The sequence below is a fragment of the Bacillus sp. OxB-1 genome (assembly GCF_000829195.1).
Classification (GTDB): domain Bacteria; phylum Bacillota; class Bacilli; order Bacillales_A; family Planococcaceae; genus Sporosarcina.
In genome coordinates, this window is sequence record NZ_AP013294.1 from 2,193,928 (window position 1) to 2,217,088 (window position 23,161).

Genomic DNA, 23,161 nt, shown 5'->3' on the forward strand with positions numbered 1-23,161 from the left:
GATGAAGAAAATACAATTCGATGCACTTCAAGAAACGTTATATAATGAAAAGCTGGATAATGGACTGGATGTCTATGTTCTCCCGAAAAAAGGGTTTTCCAAAACGTTCGTGACGTTCACGACGAAATACGGTTCGATCGACCGGACGTTCATTCCGCGCGGAGGCACGGAGGAAATTACTGTTCCGGATGGAATTGCCCATTTCCTTGAGCATAAGATGTTCGAAAAAGAGGACGGGGACGTATTTCAGAAATTCAGCGTCCACGGCGCGTCCGCTAATGCGTTCACTTCCTTTACAAGAACTTCTTATCTATTTTCCGCTACCGATAAATTGTACGAGAACGCGGAAGTCCTCCTCGATTTCGTCCAGGATCCGTATTTCACGGAAAAAACGGTCGAGAAGGAGAAGGGTATCATTGCCCAGGAAATAACGATGTACGATGATCTTCCTGATTGGCGTCTCTACTATGGAACGATTGAAAACTTGATGCACGAGCATCCTGTGAGAATCGATATCGCGGGGACAGTAGAATCGATCCAAGATATTACAGCTGAACATCTGTACACTTGCTATGAGACGTTCTATCACCCATCCAATATGGTGTTTTTTGTCGTAGGCGCAGTCGATCCAGCAGAAATGATCGATTTTGTGAAGAAGAACCAAGCGGCAAAAACGTTCAAGGAGCCGGAAACGATCGTCCGCCGCTTCCCGGAAGAACCGCCGGCAGCAGCGACCACCGATAGCAAGTTGGAGATGGATGTATTGAAACCGAAGTTGAATATCGGGATGAAATGCAACAAGACCGATGTTCAAGGAGAAGAGATGCTCATCCAGGAGTTGTCCTCCAATCTCGTACTGGACATTCTCTTTGGCAGATCGTCCGAATTCTATACGAAAGCGTACAACGAAGGGATCATTGATGAGTCGTTCAACTATGATTTCTCGTTGGAGGAAGGCTTCGGCTTTGCGATGGTCGGCTCCGACACGGAAGAACCGGAAAAGTTGGAAGCATTGATCCGCGAAACGATCGATGGGGCTGTAGCTTCATGGCCTGTCACGGATGACGATCTGAATCGGATGAGGAAAAAAAGGATTGGCCAGTTCATGCGGTCGTTGAACTCGCCTGAATATATTGCCAATCAGTTTACTCGGTACGCTTTCAATGGAATGAATTTATTCGATGTCGTCCCTACATTGGAAAAATTGACGGTGGAAGATCTTCAAAATGCGTTCCAGACATTTTCGGATGAAAGCGGTCGTACGGTCTTCACGATCGTCCCTTCGGATACAGCGCAATGACCACCCTCGGTTATTGTGTCGTCCTAGGGGCATCAGGCGGCATCGGAGAGTCGATCAGCCGGGCTTTAGCCGCTTCCGGCTGGTCGCTCTACCTTCATTACAATGAAAACGCAGGTACGGTATTACGCTTGCAGGAGGAGTTGCAGGCGGCCTATCCAAGTTTGGACTTCCGGCCGATCCAAGGCGATCTGAGCCAAATGGACGGTGCCGATCTGGCTAGGCAAGTTAAACAAGTGCGGGCTGTCGTCGTAGCAAACGGCCAGTCCATGTATAAATTATTATCGGAAACGACAGCGGAGGATATGGATGATCTGTGGAAAGTCCATGTCCGCAATCCTGCCAGGTTCATCGCGGCCGTGTCGCCGCAATTGCGCAGTTTCGGGACGGCATATGTTGTCATGATCGGATCCATCTGGGGAATGACGGGGGCCGCGGGCGAGGTTCTTTACTCGGCAGTGAAAGGCGCGCAGCATGCTTTTGTCAAAGCGTATGCAAAAGAAGCCGCTTTTTCGGGCATCCGAGTGAATGGGGTGGCGCCGGGATGGATTGACACCCGCATGAATGGCCATCTTCCGGAAGACGAGCGGCAGATGGCGATGGAAGAGATTCCGCTCATGAAGCCCGGAATCCCGGATCATGTAGCGCAGGCGGTCGATTATTTGCTGAGCGGCAAAGCGGATTACACGACGGGTGACATCCTGAATGTCAATGGCGGATGGTATACGTAAACAGCCCGATTTCTTTTTTGCTTTTCTTAAGCAAATGAATCCGCTATTATAGAACTATATTGAATCACGTGCGTCCTGTATTAGGGAATTGAAAAAGGGGTGTGCCAGATGGGTGAATGGTATCTGGAATATGAAATTCAAGTGAACCGTCCGGGACTTCTCGGGGATATCGCATCGTTGCTCGGGATGTTGCGGGTGAATATTATGACGATCAATGGAGTCGACGGCGGACACCGTGGAATGCTATTGAGAACGGAAGACGATGGGCAGATCAAGCGGTTCGAACAGATTGCATCGACTATGGAAACGATCAAAGTATTGAAAATCCGTGAACCGAAATTGCGGGATATTTTGGCGGTCCGGCATGGCCGGTATATCCAGCGGGATGCGGATGAAAAGAAGACGTTCCGATTCCTGCGCCGAGATCTTGGAATCCTCGTCGATTTCATGGCCGAAATCTTCAAGCAGGAAGGCCATAAACTGATCGGAATCCGCGGGATGCCACGGGTTGGAAAGACGGAGTCTGTTGTGGCGGCAAGCGTCTGCGCGAATAAAAAGTGGATTTTCCTCTCGTCTACAATGATCAAGCAGACCGTCCGGAGCAAGTTGATGGGCGATGAGTTCTCGGATGATAATATTTTCATACTGGACGGCATCGTGACCCGTCGCGCGGAGGATGAACGCCATATGCAGCTCGTTCGGGAAATCATGCGGATGCCGGCGATTAAAGTGGTGGAACACCCGGATATGTTCGTCCAGCATTCGGAATATAATATAGAGGATTTTGACTATATCATTGAATTGCGGACCGATCCGGAACAGGAAATTACATATGAGATGATGGAGAAAAACCATATGATGTCCGACCCGGGGACGATGGGGGGAGGGCCCGGATTTTTTAATTTTTAAATTAGGCAGGTGTTTTTGGTGACCGGATTAGGTGATCGTCTCCGAGAGGCGAGAACAGCTAAAGGATATACATTAGAAGATTTGCAGACCATCACAAAAATACAGAAAAGATACCTTTCCGGTATTGAAAACGAAGACTATAGCATGATGCCGGGCTCTTTTTACGTCCGGGCATTTATCAAGCAATATGCGGAGGCGGTCGGGGTCGATTCTGATGAAATGTTGGCTTTGTATCAAGAAACAACCCCTTCGGAACTGCCGGAAGAGGACTTCGTCCAGCCCGCAGCCCCGCTTCGGCGCCGGAGAGGCCTGAAGGACAGCCGAATCAACGAGGCTATCCCGAAAGTGATTGTGGCTTTATTTATCATCGTCATCATCGTGGTCGTCTGGATTTTGTACAAGTCCAATGCGTCTACGAACCCGAATGTCGAGAGTCAGCAGGAAGAAACGATTACGACTGTGGAGAAGAAGCCGGTCGAACAGAATCCTGTGGAAAATGCGGATGATGGTGCCGACGGAGCGGAACCTGATGAGGAACCTCCTGCTCCAGAAGTCGTGGAGCCTGAACAGGAACAGACTTTGGAACACGTCACCATCAACGGGGACGACTCCATGTACACATTGACCAATACAGACCAATTTCAGTTGGAGATTAAAACAAGCGGGGATTCCTGGATCGGTGTGTTGGATGCAGCGGGACAAGAGCGTATGGAGCCGACTGCCCGGACATTGAGCGCCGGAGAGCAAGTGGAATTGGATGTCTCGGATACGGACCGGGTTCGCATCCGTGTGGGACGTACAGCAAGCACGGAAATTTACGTCAACGGCGAGCTATTGGAGTACGCTTCACCAAAAACTACGCAAAATATCATCATCGAATACAAGAAAGAGCAATAGTCATCTGAAAAGGATGACTATTTTCTTTGAAGAGAGGTATAGAGAAAGGGGAACGTCGCTTTATGAATTTGCCAAATAAAATCACGGTTTCCCGTGTATTGCTTATCCCTATTTTCATGGTGTTCATGCTCGTCGATTTCGGCTTCGGCAAGCTCACTGTCGGAGGGACCGAATTGACGGTGGAACATATGATTGGTGGCTTGCTTTTCATTTTTGCGTCGGCCACCGATTGGCTTGATGGGTTTATTGCCAGGAAATACGGGTTAGTTACGAATATGGGGAAATTCCTCGATCCGCTGGCGGATAAGCTGCTCGTGTCTGCCGCGATGATCATCTTGGTGGAAATGGGGGTTGCGCCTTCCTGGATTGTCATCATCATCATCAGTCGGGAATTTGCTGTCACAGGACTTCGACTGATCTTGGCAGGGGGCGGCGAAGTCGTTGCGGCGAACCAGCTTGGCAAGATCAAGACAGTGGCTCAAATATTGGCCATTGCTTCCTTATTGTTGAATAACATCTTTTTTGCTCCGCTCGGCATTCCATTTGGGCTGATCATGCTATATATTGCATTGCTCTTCACCATTTGGTCGGGTGTCGACTACTTCTATAAGAATAGAAGGGTGCTGTTAGACTCGATGTAAAGAAAGGGACGTGAATGTATGAAGGCGGAAATTATTGCGGTAGGCTCGGAATTATTGCTTGGCCAAATCACTAATACGAATGCACAGTTCATTTCGGAGAAGCTTGCGGAGATTGGAATTGATGTCCATTTCCAAACGGTTGTCGGAGATAACCCCGACCGCTTGAATGAAGTGATCGAAATTGCAAAAAAACGGGCGGATGTCCTCATTTTCACCGGGGGACTTGGACCGACAAAAGACGATATGACGAAAGAGACCATCGTAAAGCAGATCGAGTCGACGTTGGTCAGTGACGAAGAGGCCCTGTTTTCGATACAGCAGTATTTCGAGCGGAGCGGGCGGGTAATGACGGAAAACAATAAGAAGCAGGCATTGGTGTTCAAAGATGCGATTGTCCTGCCGAACCGCAACGGCATGGCGCCTGGGATGGCGGTTGAAAAAGACGGCGTCCAATACATTTTACTGCCGGGGCCTCCCCATGAGATGAAGCCGATGTTCACCGGTTTTGCGATTCCCTACTTGCTTGGCGTGACGGGAAGGAAGGAGGTCATCTCCTCCCGCGTATTGAAATTTTATGGGATCGGCGAAGCGGAGCTGGAGCATCGCATTCAGCCGATTCTGGACAGGCAGTCCAATCCGACGATCGCCCCCCTGGCATCGGCCGACGGTGTAACCTTGCGGATTACGGCGAAAGCCGAAACTTTGGATGACGCAAACAAACTGATCGCCCCTGTAGAAGGGGAAATCCGTGCGATTGTCGGGGAATTTGTTTACGGCGTCGACGATGATACGCTTTCTTCCAAGGCTGCGGAAATGCTCTTTCAGAATGGTTGGACGCTGTCCGCGGCGGAGAGCCTGACATCCGGCCTGTTCATGGCGGAGCTCGGGAAAGAGGCGGGTATCGGCGTTTCTTTGGAAGGTGGGGTTGTCGTCTACAACGAACAGCAAAAAGTCGAACAGCTCGAGGTGGAACAAGAGTTATTGGATCAGTTCGGTATCGTCAGTTCGGAATGCGCCGCTGCCCTTGCTGTGAATGTGAAACGTAAATTTGGATCGAATATAGGGGTCGGCCTGACAGGTGCTGCAGGTCCGGAACCGCATGACGGCGCGCCCGTCGGCACTGTATGGATCGGCATCGTATCCGATGATGCGGAAATGGAAACGTATAAATTATCCCTTTCCGGTTCCCGGAATGCGAACCGTCGACGTGCTGCCCAATTTGCAATCTATTACTTAATTAAGCATATGGAGAAAAAAGAAGCCAAAAAACATTTTTAAGCCGCTTTCTCAATTAAAAATGAGATTTCCATATGAATTCTCATTTAAAAGTGGAGAATGAATAAAATTATCGAATAAGCGTTCGCTTTTTTCTTGTATATTTCTCAATAAAGGAGTATAGTAGAGATAGAAAGAAAAGCATATCACCTTTAAGGAGGAACTATTTTGAGCGATCGTAAAGCGGCTTTGGATATGGCCTTGAAACAAATAGAAAAACAATTCGGGAAAGGTTCCGTCATGAAAATGGGAGAACAGACGGACCGTGAAATTTCCACATCATCGAGTGGCTCGCTTGCACTCGACGCCGCTCTTGGAGTCGGCGGCTACCCGCGCGGCCGGGTAATCGAAATCTATGGCCCGGAAAGTTCGGGTAAAACGACTGTCGCGCTCCATGCCATTGCAGAAGTGCAGGCGGCAGGCGGACAGGCGGCCTTCATCGATGCGGAGCATGCGCTCGATCCGGTCTATGCGCAAAAGTTGGGCGTCGATATCGACGAATTGCTATTATCCCAGCCGGATACGGGAGAGCAGGCGCTGGAAATCGCAGAAGCGCTCGTTCGAAGCGGTGCAATCGACATCATCGTCATAGACTCGGTGGCGGCGCTCGTCCCGAAAGCGGAAATCGAAGGAGAGATGGGGGATTCCCACGTAGGCCTTCAAGCCCGTCTCATGTCCCAAGCATTGCGTAAACTTTCCGGAGCGATCAATAAGTCGAAAACTATCGCAGTATTCATCAACCAAATCCGTGAAAAAGTCGGTGTCATGTTCGGTAATCCGGAAGTGACACCGGGAGGTCGTGCCTTGAAATTCTATTCCTCCGTGCGATTGGATGTCCGCCGCGGAGAAGCGATTAAGCAAGGTAACGATATCATGGGGAACAAAACGCGGATCCGCGTCGTGAAAAACAAAGTCGCGCCACCATTCCGCACAGCGGAAGTCGATATCATGTACGGGGAAGGGATCTCCAAGGAAGGGGAAATCGTCGACCTCGGTGCCGAATTGGATGTCGTCCAAAAAAGCGGTTCCTGGTATTCCTACGAAGGCGAACGCCTTGGACAAGGCCGCGAGAACGCGAAACAATTCCTCAAGGAAAATCCGGAGATCCGCAACGAAATCGCCAATAAGATCCGTGATTCATACGGAATGGCCAGTGCCAACTATGTCATCGCCGCCCATGAAGAGGACGAAGACGAGGACGAAGTGCTGGAACTATTGCTGGACGAAGAATGATCCTATCAAAACCGAACCACCCAAAAACGGGCGGTTCGGTTTTTCGTATTCTCTCGGATTTTACAAAGTGCAGATAGCAGCGTACCTTGTATTTTGGCTCCCACTGGGGAGTCTCCCACCTGGAGCAGAATCCCGGTCAGTCACTATAAAATCGGAAAGCCGTAATATTATTCCAAACCCGCGCTCCAATCCTTGACATGTCAATTTCACACCGATACAATTAATAGTGTATAATTTCAAATTCCTGAAATGAATATTGGCAGTATGTTGAACCTTAATATACGAGCCGACTGAAAATGAAAAGAATAGCAGGAGGAGGTGATCTGGATGTTAGGAAATATCATCTCCGCTTTGCTCGGGCTCATCGTCGGTGCCGTTGTTATCTATTTTGTTAATAAGAAAGTGAATGAATCAAAAGTTACGGGTGCCAAATACTCGGCAGAACAAATCGTCGAAGAGGCGAAGCGTGAAGCGGAGGCCATGAAAAAAGAGGCACTACTGGAAGCGAAGGATGAAACTCACAAACTGAGAATTGAAGCGGAAAGTGAAATCCGTGAAAGAAGGGCGGAACTGCAAAAGCAGGAAAACCGTCTTCTGCAACGGGAGGAAAATCATGACCGCAAGGATGATGCTCTCAACAAAAGAGAAGCGGGTCTGGAGCGCAAAGAAGAAGCGCTAACCGGAAGACAACAGCATATTGAACAGATGGAACGCAAGGCGGAAGAACTTGTTACCCTGCAACAGGCGGAACTCGAAAGAATCTCTTCATTGACGCGGGATGAGGCGAAGCATCTTATCCTGGACGAAGTGGAAAAAGAGCTTTCCACCGATATCGCTGTCATGACGAAGGAATCGGAACAGCGTGCAAAAGAGGAATCCGATAAGCGAGCACGTGAAATCCTTTCCCTTGCTCTGCAGCGTTTCGCAGCTGACCATGTCGCGGAAACAACCGTTTCGGTAGTCAACTTGCCGAATGATGAAATGAAAGGCCGCATCATTGGTCGGGAAGGGCGTAATATCCGGACGCTGGAGACATTGACGGGAATCGATCTCATCATTGACGATACACCGGAAGCTGTCATTCTGTCCGGGTTCGATCCGATCCGTCGGGAAACTGCACGTCTTGCACTGGAAAAACTTGTTCAAGACGGCCGTATCCATCCGGCTCGAATCGAAGAAATGGTGGACAAATCCAGACGCGAGGTGGACGAGTTGATTCGGGAGACCGGGGAACAGACGACATTCGATGTCGGTGTCCACAATCTGCATCCGGATTTGATCAAAATCCTTGGAAGATTGCGATTCCGTACGAGTTACGGCCAAAACGTCTTGAAGCACTCGACCGAAGTTGCGTATCTTGCCGGCTTGCTGGCGGCGGAGCTCGGTGAAGATGTGACGCTAGCCAGACGGGCCGGGCTGCTCCACGATATCGGGAAAGCGATCGACCATGAAGTCGAAGGCAGCCACGTCGAAATCGGCGTCGAGCTGGCGACAAAGTACAAGGAACATCCGGTGGTCATCAACAGTATCGCATCCCACCACGGAGATACGGAGCCGACCTCGGTCATCGCCGTACTCGTTGCCGCAGCCGATGCTTTATCCGCTGCACGGCCGGGAGCCCGCAGTGAAACGTTGGAAAACTATATTCGTAGATTGCAAAAACTCGAAGAGATTTCAGAGTCTTACGATGGAGTGGAGAAATCATTTGCCATCCAGGCAGGACGGGAAGTTCGCATCATTGTCCGACCTGATCAGATTGATGATATTACCGCGCATCGTTTGGCGCGTGACATCCGGAAACGGATTGAAGAGGAACTGGATTATCCAGGACACATCAAAGTGACGGTCATTCGGGAAACCCGTGCCGTTGAATATGCAAAATAAAAAAAGAAGGGGCTTCCGTGCAACTGAACCGGAAGCCTTTTTCTATGGAAGAGGCGTTTTCATGAAAGTATTATTTATCGGAGATATCGTCGGGTCGCCGGGCCGGAACATGGTGTTTGATTACCTGCCTCGTCTGAAAAAGAAATATGCTCCGGATGTCATCATTGCCAACGGGGAAAACGCAGCATCGGGCCGGGGCATCACCCGCTCGATTTTCGACGATTTGCTCCGAGCCGGCGTGGATGTCATCACGATGGGCAACCATACATGGGATCATAAGGAGATTTTTGATTTCATCGATGACACTGATTATTTGCTCCGGCCGGCGAATTTTTCGGAGGAGGCACCGGGCAAAGGGATGACGACCATCTCAAAGAACGGGGTGACGCTTTCGGTCATCAATTTGCACGGCCGCGTCTTTTTGCCGCCGCACGGGGATCCGTTCGAGAAGGCGGATGAGCTCGTGGCACAGGCGAAGGAAATTTCACCCCTTGTCTTTATCGACTTTCACGCGGAAGCGACGAGCGAGAAAATCGCGATGGGGTGGCATCTGGATGGCCGGGCTTCCGTCGTCGTCGGCACCCATACCCATGTCCAGACAGCGGATGACCGAATTTTACCAGGCGGCACGGCATATTTGACGGATGCCGGCATGACGGGGCCGTATGATGAAATCCTCGGCATGAAAAAAGAGGATGTCCTCTATCGATTCAAGACGAATTTGCCAGTCCGGTTCGAAGTGCCGAAACAAGGCCGGGTCCAGTTGAACGGCCTCGTGGTGGAGCTCGATGACGCTTCGGGACGGGCCATCGCCATCGAACGCATCTCTATCAGCGAAGACCGCCCGTTCATCGCTTGAAATCGCGTCTAAATAACCTCCTTGTTTCATAGGATGGTTTATGGAGTACTGCATTCCATAGACATAGGAAAATAAGGAGGAATAATGGTGAATCCATTGAAAGTATCATCCCGCTCGAATCCGAATTCAGTTGCTGGGGCACTCGTCGCGGTCATCCGGGACCAAGGCTACGCGGAAATGCAGGCAATCGGGGCAGGCGCATTGAACCAAGCGGTAAAAGCAGTGGCGATTGCAAGGGGATTCGTAGCACCTAGCGGGGGTGATCTCGTCTGCGCACCTGCGTTCACTGACATCCAAATCAATGGAGAAGGCCGCACCGCATTGAAATTGTTGGTTGAGAAACGGCAAAAATAAAAACGAACGGAAGCAGTTGTTTGCTGGGCAGCTCCATACAGCCCGGGCAGCAACTGTTTTTTAGTATTATAGGTTTTCGGGGGGAAGGCAGGTTTCCACGCTCTCTGATTCACAGGCCAGGGTTTGTGTCAAAGCATCGACAAAATGGACTTGCCTTGTAAAGCGGCCGCCCGTTTCAGTATAATAGGTACGAACTGTCTAAATCCCGCAAGGTCAGAAAGGGGACATTTGCAAATGAATGAAGAGCAACGCCTGCAAGCAGGTCTTGTGAAGCCGGGATTAGCAAAACCGGCGGAAGAGAAGGACTACAGTCAATATTTCCAAACGGTCTATACCCCGCCGTCTTTGAAAGAAGCGAAAAAACGTGGGAAAGAGGAAATTTCCTACCACGATGATTTTGAAATAGAAGAACGGTTCCGCGGCATGGGCGTGGGCCGGAAATTTTATATACGCACATACGGCTGCCAGATGAATGAGCATGACACGGAAGTCATGGCCGGGATTTTCCAGAACCTCGGCTATGAAGCGACAGACGATGTGGAAGAGGCGAACGTCATTTTATTGAATACTTGTGCCATCCGGGAAAACGCGGAGAACAAAGTGTTCGGGGAACTTGGCCATCTGAAGCCGTTGAAGCAGCGGAATCCGGATGTGCTGATCGGGGTTTGCGGCTGCATGTCCCAAGAGGAATCGGTCGTCAATAAAATATTGAAAACGTATCAGCAGGTCGATATGATCTTCGGTACGCATAACATCCATCGTCTTCCCCATATTCTGAACGAGGCGTATTTATCCAAGGAAATGGTCGTGGAAGTGTGGTCGAAAGAAGGGGACATCATCGAGAACCTTCCGAAGGTCCGCCACGGCAATATTAAGGCGTGGGTCAACATCATGTACGGCTGTGATAAGTTCTGTACATACTGCATCGTGCCCTATACGCGCGGGAAAGAACGGAGCAGAAGGCCGCAGGATATCATCCAGGAAGTGCGCCAGCTCGCAGCGGAAGGCTATAAGGAAATCATGCTTCTCGGGCAGAACGTCAACGCGTACGGCAAAGATTTCGAGGACATCGACTACCGTCTCGGCGATCTGATGGACGAGCTTCGCAAGATCGATATTCCACGCATCCGTTTCACAACGAGCCATCCGCGCGATTTCGACGACCATCTCATCGAAGTGCTTGCGAAAGGCGGGAACCTGCTGGATCATATCCATTTGCCGGTCCAATCAGGTTCCAGCGAAATCTTGAAAATCATGGCGCGGAAATACAACCGGGAACAGTTTTTGGAATTGGTCCGGAAGATCAAAGTAGCGATCCCGAACGTCACGTTGACGACGGATATCATCGTCGGCTTCCCGAATGAAACGGACGAGCAATTCGAAGAGACGCTCTCCCTGTATAAGGAAGTCGGTTTTGAAATGGCTTATACGTATATTTATTCGCCACGGGAAGGGACGCCGGCCGCGAAAATGGTCGATAATATCCCGATGGAAGTGAAGCGGGAGCGCCTGCAAAGGCTCAATAAATTGGTCAACGACATGTCCGCCGAATCGATGAAGCCGTATAAAGGAAAAACAGTCAAAGTGCTCGTCGAAGGGGAGAGCAAGAAGAACCCCGACGTGCTGGCAGGCTACACGGAGAAGAACAAGCTCGTCAATTTCAAAGCTCCGCGGTCAGTCATCGGTGAGATTGTGTACGTCAAAATCACGGAAGCCAAAACATGGTCGCTCGACGGTGAATATCTTGGCGTCGTAGAAAAGGATAAGGTGAGTGTCTAATGGAAAAATTGTATACGAAGGATGACATCATCGCGAAATCGAAAGAAATCGCGAAAATGATCGCCAATACGGAAGAAGTGGAATTTTTCAAGCGGGCCGAAGCACAAATCAATGAAAATCAAAAAGTTCGTGAAAGCATTGCGAGCATGAAATCATTGCAGAAGCAAGCGGTCAATTTCCAACAGTATGGAAAAGAGAAGGCTTTGAAAATTATCGAGGAAAAGATCGAGAAACTGCAGGAAGAGATCGATGCCGTGCCGATCGTCCAAGAATTCAAGCAGTCGCAAGTGGAAGTGAACGACCTGCTTCAACTCGTGTCCAACACAATCGCGAACACCGTGACGAATGAAATTATCATCTCGACAGGCGGCGATTTGCGACGCGGCGAAACCGGATCGCATGTGAAGGCGACGACATACGGTAAGTTAGGGGAATAAAACGGAAATCGGTGTAAATTAATTTTTACGCCGATTTTTTTCACTTTCTGGGCTCCATTTGCATAGGATGGATTGAAGCGAATGGAGGAGGAATCGAACTGAAAAATTTACGGCAGATCGTGACGAAGGCAGTCATCGCAAAAGGGAAGAAGCGGACGGAGCAAGATGTGGTGCTCAAGCCCCCGAATCGCCCGACGAGCATTTTGGGCTGCTGGGTCATCAACCACACGCATCAGGCGAAAAAGCATGGGAAGTATATCGAAGTGACTGGCAAATTCGATGTAAATGTCTGGTATTCCCATAATGACCATTCCAAAACCGCCGTTTTCACCGAGTCGGTCCCGTATAAGGACCAGATTCGTTTGAATTACCGGGATGAGCCTACATCAGGCCAGGAAGATATTTTGGTCACGGTATTGCAACACCCGAATTGCACGAAGGCGACCATTTCGGATTGTGGCGAGAAATTCAATATTTGTGTGGAGCGCGAGTTGCTGGCGGAAGTCGTGGGCGAAACGAAAGTGCTCATTTCCGTACATCCGCATGGCCACTTTGAAGAGCAATGGCCGTTCAAGGATGAATCCTCTTCTCATGAGGACGTCCGGGGCCATCATGAAGACGATCATAAAAAAGGAAAAGATTCATCCTCTCTTTAAGCCGGACACCATCCCGGCTTTTTTTGTTACTTAGGAAATTATAAAATTCGGGCATGTGGATAACCTTCAAAATTAGGTTTGTTTACGTCCAGCTCCGGGCGCTAGAGGCTCGGGGTCATAAGCCAAAGCTGCTCTGTGGCAAAAAGCGCCACGCCGCATCTTCGTCTTATGCCTGTCGCCTCTGAGCAAGCGCCCTGCGCTTTTGTTCTTGTCTATGAAATCAGACGAAAACGGCCCCGTGCCCTATGCCGGAATGGATGATATACTAGAGAAAAAGTTTTGTTTAGTGAGGGTGCAACAATGACGACGACTACATATACACCGATGATCCAACAGTATTTGCAAGTGAAGTCCGAGTATGAGGATGCTTTTTTATTTTTTCGGCTTGGGGATTTTTATGAAATGTTTTTCACAGATGCGCTAGAGGCGTCGCAATTGCTGGAAATCACGCTGACGAGCCGGGACGCGGGGAGCGAGGATCGGATCCCCATGTGCGGGATTCCGTATCATTCGGCAACGGGCTATATCGAGACGCTTGTGCGGAAAGGGCATAAGGTGGCGATTTGTGAGCAGACGGAGGATCCGAAAGCTGCGAAAGGAATCGTGAAGCGGGAGGTGGTGAAGGTCATCACGCCCGGCACGATGACGGAAGGGAAAACGATTGATGCGCATACGAACCATTTCATCGGGGCGGCTGATCAGATCGGGGATTCCCTCTACGCCCTTGTATATATGGATTTGGCCACCGGGGAAGGGAAGGCGGAGATTGTCGAGGGGGACGAGCGGTCGTTGATTGCCGAAATCAGCGCCTTGGGGATGCGCGAAGTCGTCGTCGGGGAGAGTCTTCATCTGGCGCTCGGCGATAGTATGGCGAAGCGGAATATCCTGCTGTCCGTGGAACATGCCGGGGAAGAGCCATGCGCAACAGATCTGTTCGCCGGACTTCCGCCCGATACGTTCGAAGCGTGCCAGATGCTCCTGTCGTATGTGAACCGGATGCAAAAGACGGCGCTTGACCATATCCGGCCTTTCGAATTCATTGAGAAACAGGCGAAGCTTTCGATCGATGCCAATTCGATGCGCAATTTGGAACTCGTCCAGTCGATCCGGAATGGTACAAAGGAAGGGACGCTCTATTGGCTGTTGGATGAGACCGTGACGGCGATGGGCGCCCGGAAGCTGAAAATGTGGATCCATCAGCCGCTTGCAGACCGCCGGGCGATCGAAAATCGATTGGATGCCGTGGAGGAGCTCATCGGGGAGTTTTTCCTTCGTGATGAATTGAAGACCCAGTTGCGTGAAGTGTACGACTTGGAAAGGCTATCGGGACGGATTTCAATGGGCAGTGCGGGGGGACGGGATTTGGCCCAACTGCGGAATTCCTTGCGATGCGTACCGGAAATCCAGCGAAAACTGGAGAAGTCGGAACAGCCGATCCTCCGCCAGTTTGCAGGCAGGATCGATCCGTGCCAAGATGCGTTGGAATTATTGGAGGCTTCCATCGCGGAGAATCCGCCGATTTCCGTCAAGGAAGGCGGGGTCATCCGGGATGGGTTTGATGAACAACTGGACAATTACCGGGATGCTTCGAAGAACGGCAAAGCGTGGCTTGCGGATCTGGAGCGGCTGGAAAGAGAACGGACAGGCATCAAAACGTTGAAAATCGGGTATAACCGAGTATTCGGGTATTTCATTGAAATCACGAAGTCCAATATCCATTTAGCGGACCACGAGCGATACGAACGCAAGCAGACGCTCGCCAATGCCGAACGGTACATAACGCCTGAGTTGAAGGAAAAAGAGGATTTGATTTTAAATGCGGAAGCGGATGGGCTGGAGCTCGAATATGCGCTGTTCACGAAAGTAAGGGACGGGATGAAGCGCCATATCCGCCGCATCCAGCAGCTGGCCGGCGTCTTGAGTGAACTGGACGTCCTGCTGGCGTTCGCGGAAGTGTCCGAGAAGCGGAATTTCACAAGGCCGGCATTCCATGACGGCAAAGCGTTGGAAATCAAGAACGGCCGTCACCCCGTCGTCGAGAAGATGATGGATCATTCCCTATATGTGCCGAACAGCTGCAAGTTGAAGGAAGGGGCCAATATGCTGCTGATCACGGGACCGAATATGTCCGGGAAAAGTACGTATATGCGGCAAGTGGCATTGACGGTCGTCATGGCGCAGATCGGCTGTTATGTGCCTTGCGAAGAGGCTCTTCTGCCTGTCACCGATCAGATTTTCACGCGCATCGGGGCGGCGGATGATCTGGCGTCCGGCCAAAGTACGTTCATGATGGAAATGATGGAGTCGCAGCATGCCATCGCGAATGCGACGGAAAAGAGCCTGTTGTTATTCGATGAAATCGGACGAGGCACTTCCACATATGACGGCATGGCGCTCGCCCAGGCGATGATGGAGCATATCCATCATGAAATCGGGGCCAATACGTTATTTTCCACTCATTATCATGAGCTGACCCAGTTGGATAAGGAACTGGAACGGCTGGAAAATGTTCATGTTGCGGCGATGGAGCAGGACGGGAAAGTCGTTTTTCTTCATAAAGTGATGGCCGGAGCGGCAGATAAAAGCTATGGGATCTATGTCGCCGATCTCGCAGGACTTCCGGCACCGTTGCTGGAGCGGGCAAAATATTTGCTCGACCGTTTCGAACGGGAGGAACCGGTTCGGGAAAGCGAGCCGGAGCAACTGACATTCTTTGATCTGTCCCAAGAGGAGAAACCGGCATTGTCGGCCGAGGAGCAGGCGGTGCTCGATGGCATCAAACAAACCGATATTTTGAATATGACGCCGATGCAGGCGATGCAATTTATTTATGAACTGAAGGAAAAGCTACAAACGCCGAAAGGGTGAGACTATGGACATTATCAAAGTGATGGACGACATGCTTTCCAATAAGATTGCGGCGGGGGAAGTGGTCGAGCGTCCGGCGTCCATCGTGAAAGAGCTTGTCGAGAATGCCATCGACGCCGGAAGCACCATCATTGAAATCACGTTGGAAGAAGCGGGACTGACGTCCATCCGGGTGACGGACAATGGCAAGGGGATGTCCCGTCAAGATGCGGTGCAGGCGTTCGAAAGGCATGCGACGAGTAAAATCGATAATGAACATGACCTCTTCCGGATCCGGACACTCGGCTTTCGCGGGGAAGCGCTCGCGAGTATTGCGGCGGTGTCCAAAGTGGCGATGTTCACCTCTGATGGGGAGACGACGGGGACGGAAGTCCAGATGGATGGGGGCCGCTTGACGAAGCATCAAGATGCGCCTTTCCGGAAAGGGACGGATATCACGGTCTCCCAATTGTTCTTCAATACGCCCGCCCGCTTGAAATATATGAAGACGATACAGACGGAGCTCGGGCATACGATCGATTTGGTCAACCGCCTCGCGTTAAGCCATCCGGATATTTCATTCAAACTGGCGCATGCGAGCCAAGTGATCTTGCGGACATCGGGGAACGGGGATCAGCGCCGGGTGCTATCCGATGTGTACGGCATATCGGTCGCGAAGAAGATGGTCCCGTTTGCCGGCAGCAACGCCGATTACAGCGTGCAAGGCTATGTCAGCCTGCCGGAGATGACGCGCGCGTCCCGCAATTATATGACCTTGATCGTCAATGGCAGATGGGTGAAGAGCCATCCTGTGAACCATGCCGTGCTTGACGCGTTCCATACGTATTTGCCCATCGGCCGTTTTCCGATTGCCGTCATCAACATCGAGGGTGATCCGCTGCTGACCGACGTCAATGTGCATCCGGCCAAGCAGCACATCCGCATGAGCAAGGAAGGGGAATTGCTCGTCTTGCTGAAGGAAACGATCCGGGAAGCCATCAAGAAACAGGTCATCGTCCCGGATGCCATCAAAAAGGATCCGGTCGTTAAAAGGCATTCCGAGCAAACAAATATTTGGAAGGATTTCCGCCCCGCCCGCACGGCTTCGGCAAGCGTCGCGCAGACAATTCCGCAACCAACCGAAACGACAAAATCCCCAGAGGAACCGGCCATCATGGAAGTGGCCCGGGAGCTGGAAGAATCAACCCCTTGGGTGGTCAATGAAACAGCAAGCGCCTTGGAAGTGGTCGAGGAACCTGCCGAACTTGAAGCGGAATCCGAACAGGATAAGAGGTTTCCGTCCCTCGTCCCGGTCGGGCAAGTGCACGGGACGTATATCATCGCGCAGAACGAGGACGGATTCTTCATGATCGACCAACATGCCGCCCAAGAACGGATCAAATATGAATTTTTCAGGGATAAGCTGGCGAAAGCTGAGAATGGGGAGCGTCAATTATTATTGATTCCGCTCATTTTTCATTACTCGGCGGATGAAAGGGCGAAAATCGAGGAGAACCGGGAGCATTTGGAAGAGGTCGGCATCTTCCTGGAGGAGTTCGGTCCGTCGTCCTATGCCGTGAAGGAGTATCCCGCATGGTTCCCGTCCGGGGAAGAGGCCGCGATCATCGAGGATGTCATCGAGCAAGTGCTGAACACCCGGAAGATTGACATCGGAAAGCTCCGGGAAGAGGCGGCAATCCTCATGAGCTGTAAACGGTCCATCAAAGCGAACCACTACTTGAAGATTGCCGATATGGAACAGCTGCTGGAGGATTTGGCCAAGGCCGAGAATCCGTATACTTGCCCGCACGGCAGACCGGTTCTTATCCATTTTACAACGTATGAAATCGAAAAGATGTTCAAGCGTGTCATGTGACAAGCAAAAGAAGGACGCATGGAACTAGACAGGGCACCCTTGCTTTAAAGGAGTAAGTAAAGAGGAGTGAGCGTATGTTTTCAGCTGTGCAAAGGACCCGTACCGCCCGTTTGATGGCCAACCATCAATTCGACCTGCTTGTCATCGGCGGAGGCATCACGGGGGCGGGGATCGCCTTGGATGCAGTGACTCGGGGATTGTCGGTCGCTTTGGTCGAGATGCAGGATTTTGCCGCCGGGACATCGAGCCGCTCGACCAAGCTCATCCATGGCGGCTTGCGCTATTTGAAGCAATTGGAAGTGAAAATCGTAGCGGAGACCGGGCATGAACGGGATATCGTCTATCGGAATGCCCCTCATGTGACCGAGCCGGAGCGGATGCTGCTTCCCTTTTACAAAGGCGGCACATTCGGCAAGCATATGACATCGGCGGGTTTATTCGTCTATGATCTGCTGGCCGGGGTGAAAAAGGACGAGCGCCGGGAAATGCTGACACCCGGGGAGACGCTTCGGATGGAGCCGTTGCTCAAGCGGGATGGTTTGCTGGGCGGCGGCCATTACGTCGAATACCGGACGGACGATGCCCGTTTGACGATCGAAACGATGAAAAAAGCGGTGGAACGAGGAGCGCTATGTCTGAATTACGCCAAAGCCGAACAGTTTATATATGACAACGGCAAGGTAATCGGTGTGACGGTCCACGATTGCTGGGAAAACCGGACGTTCCCTGTCCATGCGAGCGTCGTCGTGAATGCAACGGGGCCATGGGTCGATGAAGTGCGGGAAAAGGATGCCTATTCCAATGATAAGCGGCTGCGTTTATCGAAAGGGGTTCATCTGGTCATCGATCGGTCGGTGTTCCCGTTGCGCCAAGCGATTTATTTCGATGCGCCGGACGGCCGGATGATCTTTGCCATTCCACGGGGGAAGAAGGCATATATTGGAACAACGGACACGTTTTACGAAGGAGATCCAGCAAACCCATTAGCGACGGAGGAAGATGTCCGGTATTTACTGGAAGCGGTGCATCATCTCTTTCCCGAGGTTCCGATCAGGCGTACTGATGTGGAATCGACGTGGGCCGGCGTCCGTCCGCTCATTTTCGAAGAAGGCAAGGATCCGTCGGATATTTCGCGGAAAGACGAAGTATGGGAAGCGGACAGCGGGTTGATCACGATTGCGGGCGGCAAACTGACGGGCTATCGGAAAATGGCCGAGACCGTGGTGGACCGGGTCGCAAAAAGGCTGCATGCAGCATCTGCCGGCCCGTGCGTGACGGAGCATCTTCCGCTATCGGGCGGAGAGTTCCGGGACGATCGGCATTACCGGGACTTCATTGAAATGAAAGGGGACGAAGCAGTCCGGTTTGGATTGTCACGGGAGGAAGGGTGTCGGCTGGCCTCGTTTTACGGGACCAATGTCGATAAGGTGTTCCTGTATGCTCATGCGATGAAAGAGGAAGGGAGCGCGTTGCCGGTTTCATTGAAGGCGGAGATTTTCTATGCGATCCATCATGAAATGGTGCTGACGCCGTCCGATTTCTTCATCCGGCGGCATGGGGATCTTTACTTTCAGGTCGATCGGGTCAAATCTGTCAAAGAAGCCGCAACAGCCTTCATGGCAAAGTTGCTATCCTACTCGGAAGTCCAGGAGCACCGACTGCTGCAAGAGCTGAAACTTCATCTCGCGGAAGCGGAACTTAAGGGGGGAACGGATTGAATGAACTGCAAATAGCCGCATCGGACGGGTTTTTGATTCATGCCTTCGTTTTGGAACCGGAAGGGGTTCCGCGCGCGCATATCCACCTGATCCATGGCATGGCGGAACATATCGACCGATATGAAGAGTTTGCAAACTACTTGGCGGGGCATGGGTATCTCGTTTCCGGACATGACCATCGGGGGCATGGCAAGACAGTCGATCAGAACGGCAAGCCGGGACATCTGGCGGATGCAGATGGGTTCGCCCGTGCCGTGCAGGACAGTTACGAAGTGATCCACTCTATACGGGTGCAATATCCGGCATCCCGATTTGTTTTATTCGGCCATAGCATGGGGTCGTTTGTCGCGCGGCGCTATATCCAGCTGCACGGCCCGGAAGTGGACTTGGCGATTCTGTCCGGGACGGGCGGGGATCCGGGGCTTGGCAGGATTGCAGGGCAATTGACCGCTTACTTGTCGGGGAAAAAGAGCGGTTTCGACGAGCCGAATCCTTTTGTCAACAAGCTCATTTTCGGCAGGTACAATAAAAACATCCCTGCTGCGATCTCGCCATTCGATTGGCTGTCGACAGATACAGAGGCGGTGGAGTCGTACGTCAACGATCCGAAATGCGGCGTCGTCCCGACGACCCGGTTCTTTGCCGATCTGTTCGACGGGCTTGCCGTCATCAATAAAGCGAATGAAATTGCCAAAGTGCCGAAAACATTGCCTATCCTTCTCTTTTCGGGAGATGCCGATCCGGTCGGGGGCTATGGGAAAGGCGTGTGGGAAACTGCCCGGCAGTACGATGATGCAGGAGTCCGAGATGTGACAGTCCTGCTGTTCGAGGGCAAGCGCCATGAGATGCTGCATGAAACGAACCGGCAGCAAGTGTTTGAATTAGTGGAGGAATGGATGGGAAAACATGAAAACTGAGTTGGATGTCTTGGCCATCGTCGGGCCGACCGCTTCCGGCAAGACAGCGTTGAGCGTCGAGCTTGCGAAACGGCTCGGCGGGGAAATCATCAATGGGGACTCCATGCAGGTATACAAGGGGCTCGATATTGGCACGGCCAAGATCACCTTCGAGGAAATGGATGGCGTGCCCCATCATTTATTTGATTTCAAAGAGCCGGATGAGCCGTTTTCGGTTGCCGATTACCAGAAAGCGGTGAGGGGTTGCATTGACGAGGTGCAGCAACGCGGAAAATTGCCGATCATCGTCGGCGGGACCGGATTGTATGTCCAGTCGGTCCTGTTCGATTTCCGATTCACGGAAGAGGCGGCCGATCTGGAAGTGCGGGAGCGGCTTGAGCGGGAACTGGAAGAGCAAGGCGCCTCCGCATTGTATGAACGGTTAGTTGCGGCCGACCCGGAAAGTGCGGAAAAGATCCATCCGAATAATCACCGCCGGCTCATCCGGGCGCTTGAAATCATTGAAGTGACCGGGAAGACGAAGGCGGATCATGAAGAGGATGCGGGGCGGGCTCCTTTGTACCGCCATTTGATCATCGGACTTGATATGGACCGTGAGCTGTTATATGAACGGATCAATCTCCGGGTCGATCTGATGATGGAAAACGGTCTCCTCGAAGAAGTGCGGGGTTTATGGGAGCAAGGAATCCGCGGAGTGCAGTCCGTGCAGGCGATCGGGTACAAGGAGTTATACAGTTATTTGGAAGGCGAGACTACGCTCGAAGCCGCCGTGGAAGCAATCAAGAAAAATACACGGAACTATGCCAAGCGGCAATTGACGTACTTCCGCAACAAAATGGAAATCGCTTGGTTTGATGCAGAACTGGGGACAATGGAGATTTTAAAGAAAATATCTGAATAGATGAAGGGTTTTGAAAGGCGGAAGCGAATTAAGTACAATAGGTAATAGAAATATAGGCTGGACAACGGGAGGATTCGACAAATGGCGCAAGGGAATATGCAGGATGTTTTTTTAAATTCGTTACGGAAAAACAATACATTTGTAACGGTATTCTTACTGAATGGATTTCAATTGAAGGGCCTAATCAAGTCATATGATAATTACACGGTCCTGCTTGAATCGGACGGAAAACAGCAATTGATCTACAAACATGCGATTTCTACATACGTCCCATCCAAACCGGTCGTATTGAAAGAAGATGAATAAGGGAAAAAAACGGAATCGGGTCTGGTTGGTGCCCGGTTCCGTTTTTGTGTATTTATTCCTTCTGTAGTATTCCCTTCGGTAATTTGAATTGGAAAACGGCTGACAGGATGCGCAATCCAGCCGTTACGATCGACCGCTCCCGATATGGCAAATGCTGTAGTCCCGATAAAGCTGAACATTTCCCGACCAGAAAGAGCCCCTCCATACGAAAGCCCGGTTCTCCAGGTTTCCAATTTTACGATATTGGATAAGCGACCAGCGGAGGAAAGTCGTATCTTGACCTCTGGCAAAGGACTGTTAAGATGGGAAAGAATACTTAACAGAATGGGGAATAACAAGATGAAAGTGGAACGATATGATGAATCGCTTTGGGAACAAGCGGAAGCGATGGAACTGAAACTGGCTCCGTACTACAAGACGATTGAACGCACTGCGTTTACCAATCAGCGGAAAGTGCTTGCCGCTTTTCGTCATAATAAAGTGAGTGATTTTCATCTGACCGGCTCGACCGGATACGGCTATGATGACAGTGGCCGGGATGTGTTGGAGCGCGTGTATGCCGATGTGTTTGGCGCGGAGGCTTGTCTCGTCCGCAATCAAATCATCTCCGGCACGCATGCCATTTCCATCAGCCTGTTCGGTATTTTGCGACCCGGCGATGAACTCTTGTACATTACAGGGAAACCGTACGACACGCTGGAGTCGATCGTATCCGGGAAAGGGAAGGATACCGGCTCACTTGCCGATTACGGAATCGGCTATCGACATATCGATTTGCTCTCCGATGGCTCCGTCGATTTTGAGCAAGTGGCGGCGAGCATCGAGCCGACTACGAAAATGATCGGCATCCAGCGCTCGAAAGGGTATTCGGATCGCCCGTCCTTCACCGTTGGACAAATTGAAGAAATGGTGCGTTTCGTGAAGGACATCCACCCGGAAGCGATCGTCTTCGTCGACAATTGCTACGGCGAATTCGTCGAGGAGCAGGAGCCGACCGAAGTCGGAGCCGACTTGATGGCAGGATCCCTCATTAAGAACCCGGGCGGTGGATTGGCACGAACCGGCGGATACATCGCAGGAAGAGCCGATCTTGTGAAAAAATGTGCATACCGGATGACGTCGCCGGGGCTTGGGGCGGAAGCAGGTGCTTCGCTTGATACGCTGCTGGAAATGTATCAGGGTTTCTTCCTGGCGCCTCATGTCGTGAGCCAAGCTCTGAAGGGGGCTTTATTCACGGCTGCGTTGCTGGAAAGCTATGGCATGCGGACGACGCCTCATTATTCGGAGAAACGGACCGATTTGATCCAATCAGTGTCGTTTGACACGGCGGAGCAGATGATTGCATTTTGCCAAACGATCCAAGAGAACTCGCCGATTGACGCACATTACGCGCCGGAGCCGTCCTATATGCCGGGCTATGCTGACGATGTCATCATGGCGGCCGGCACTTTCATCCAAGGCTCCAGCATCGAATTGACCGCGGACGGCCCGATTCGTCCCCCTTATACAGCGTACGTCCAAGGCGGATTGACGTATGAGCATGTTAAGGCGGCTGTGCTGGCTTCGACATGGAAGCTGGTCCAGGGGAACATGTTGGGGAAGTGAGCGCTGGGGAGGACTGACATGGCTCGAATGAACTGTCAT

The 23,161-nt window shown here is 51.4% G+C and carries 20 protein-coding genes; all 20 read left to right on the forward strand.

The features are described 5' to 3' along the window. The first annotated feature begins 1 nt into the window (after position 1). The 20 genes from yfmH (at position 2) to OXB_RS10810 (ending at position 23,122) form a co-directional block, all read left to right on the forward strand. Positions 2–1,300, forward strand: coding sequence for an EF-P 5-aminopentanol modification-associated protein YfmH (yfmH, locus tag OXB_RS10715; RefSeq protein ID WP_041074176.1), 1,299 nt, complete (start codon positions 2–4; stop codon positions 1,298–1,300). Next, positions 1,297–2,028: an elongation factor P 5-aminopentanone reductase gene (ymfI, locus tag OXB_RS10720; RefSeq protein ID WP_041074178.1), complete on the forward strand. Its 732-nt coding sequence runs from the start codon at positions 1,297–1,299 to the stop codon at positions 2,026–2,028. The genes yfmH and ymfI overlap by 4 nt, the downstream gene beginning before the upstream one ends. A gap of 108 nt (positions 2,029–2,136) precedes the next feature. Then, on the forward strand, positions 2,137–2,937 hold the full coding sequence (locus tag OXB_RS10725) for a DUF3388 domain-containing protein (protein WP_041074180.1): 801 nt from the start codon (positions 2,137–2,139) through the stop codon (positions 2,935–2,937). Between the two features lie 18 nt (positions 2,938–2,955). Beyond that, positions 2,956–3,834 (forward strand): helix-turn-helix domain-containing protein, encoded by an 879-nt coding sequence (locus OXB_RS10730; RefSeq protein WP_144399684.1) that lies wholly within the window; start codon positions 2,956–2,958, stop codon positions 3,832–3,834. Between the two features lie 62 nt (positions 3,835–3,896). Further along, the gene (pgsA, locus tag OXB_RS10735; RefSeq protein ID WP_041074184.1) at positions 3,897–4,475 is read left to right on the forward strand and encodes a CDP-diacylglycerol--glycerol-3-phosphate 3-phosphatidyltransferase; all 579 of its coding nucleotides are present in this window, start codon (positions 3,897–3,899) and stop codon (positions 4,473–4,475) included. An 18-nt stretch (positions 4,476–4,493) separates the two neighbouring features. Further along, positions 4,494–5,753: a competence/damage-inducible protein A gene (locus tag OXB_RS10740; protein ID WP_041074186.1), complete on the forward strand. Its 1,260-nt coding sequence runs from the start codon at positions 4,494–4,496 to the stop codon at positions 5,751–5,753. 165 nt (positions 5,754–5,918) lie between these two features. Next, on the forward strand, positions 5,919–6,983 hold the full coding sequence (gene recA, locus OXB_RS10745; protein WP_041074188.1) for a recombinase RecA: 1,065 nt from the start codon (positions 5,919–5,921) through the stop codon (positions 6,981–6,983). A gap of 327 nt (positions 6,984–7,310) precedes the next feature. Beyond that, positions 7,311–8,867, forward strand: a complete 1,557-nt coding sequence (gene rny / locus OXB_RS10750; RefSeq protein ID WP_041074191.1) for a ribonuclease Y — start codon at positions 7,311–7,313, stop codon at positions 8,865–8,867. Positions 8,868–8,928: 61 nt separating this feature from the next. Beyond that, complete coding sequence (locus tag OXB_RS10755; RefSeq protein WP_041076639.1) at positions 8,929–9,726, forward strand: TIGR00282 family metallophosphoesterase; 798 nt, start codon at positions 8,929–8,931, stop codon at positions 9,724–9,726. A gap of 87 nt (positions 9,727–9,813) precedes the next feature. Continuing rightward, complete coding sequence (locus OXB_RS10760; protein WP_144399685.1) at positions 9,814–10,080, forward strand: stage V sporulation protein S; 267 nt, start codon at positions 9,814–9,816, stop codon at positions 10,078–10,080. Positions 10,081–10,314: 234 nt separating this feature from the next. Next, positions 10,315–11,859: a tRNA (N6-isopentenyl adenosine(37)-C2)-methylthiotransferase MiaB gene (gene miaB / locus OXB_RS10765; RefSeq protein WP_041074195.1), complete on the forward strand. Its 1,545-nt coding sequence runs from the start codon at positions 10,315–10,317 to the stop codon at positions 11,857–11,859. After that, complete coding sequence (locus OXB_RS10770) at positions 11,859–12,296, forward strand: RicAFT regulatory complex protein RicA family protein (RefSeq protein WP_041074198.1); 438 nt, start codon at positions 11,859–11,861, stop codon at positions 12,294–12,296. The genes miaB and OXB_RS10770 overlap by 1 nt, the downstream gene beginning before the upstream one ends. Positions 12,297–12,415: 119 nt before the next feature. Continuing rightward, positions 12,416–12,952: an outer spore coat protein CotE gene (cotE, locus tag OXB_RS10775; RefSeq protein ID WP_231860310.1), complete on the forward strand. Its 537-nt coding sequence runs from the start codon at positions 12,416–12,418 to the stop codon at positions 12,950–12,952. Positions 12,953–13,252: 300 nt separating this feature from the next. Beyond that, positions 13,253–15,820 carry a DNA mismatch repair protein MutS gene (gene mutS / locus OXB_RS10780; protein ID WP_041074202.1) on the forward strand — a complete coding sequence of 856 codons (2,568 nt, stop codon included), beginning with the start codon at positions 13,253–13,255 and terminating at the stop codon, positions 15,818–15,820. A gap of 4 nt (positions 15,821–15,824) precedes the next feature. Continuing rightward, positions 15,825–17,675, forward strand: a complete 1,851-nt coding sequence (mutL, locus tag OXB_RS10785) for a DNA mismatch repair endonuclease MutL (protein ID WP_041074204.1) — start codon at positions 15,825–15,827, stop codon at positions 17,673–17,675. A 74-nt stretch (positions 17,676–17,749) separates the two neighbouring features. After that, positions 17,750–19,393: a glycerol-3-phosphate dehydrogenase/oxidase gene (locus OXB_RS10790; protein WP_041074205.1), complete on the forward strand. Its 1,644-nt coding sequence runs from the start codon at positions 17,750–17,752 to the stop codon at positions 19,391–19,393. Further along, the gene (locus tag OXB_RS10795; protein WP_041074207.1) at positions 19,390–20,310 is read left to right on the forward strand and encodes an alpha/beta hydrolase; all 921 of its coding nucleotides are present in this window, start codon (positions 19,390–19,392) and stop codon (positions 20,308–20,310) included. Before OXB_RS10790 ends, OXB_RS10795 begins: the two co-directional genes overlap by 4 nt. Next, positions 20,300–21,211 carry a tRNA (adenosine(37)-N6)-dimethylallyltransferase MiaA gene (gene miaA / locus OXB_RS10800; protein WP_041074208.1) on the forward strand — a complete coding sequence of 304 codons (912 nt, stop codon included), beginning with the start codon at positions 20,300–20,302 and terminating at the stop codon, positions 21,209–21,211. The genes OXB_RS10795 and miaA overlap by 11 nt, the downstream gene beginning before the upstream one ends. Before the next feature lie 81 nt (positions 21,212–21,292). Continuing rightward, positions 21,293–21,517 (forward strand): RNA chaperone Hfq, encoded by a 225-nt coding sequence (gene hfq, locus OXB_RS10805; protein ID WP_041074209.1) that lies wholly within the window; start codon positions 21,293–21,295, stop codon positions 21,515–21,517. A gap of 339 nt (positions 21,518–21,856) precedes the next feature. Further along, positions 21,857–23,122 carry a methionine gamma-lyase family protein gene (locus OXB_RS10810; RefSeq protein WP_041074210.1) on the forward strand — a complete coding sequence of 422 codons (1,266 nt, stop codon included), beginning with the start codon at positions 21,857–21,859 and terminating at the stop codon, positions 23,120–23,122. Positions 23,123–23,161: the final 39 nt, after the last annotated feature.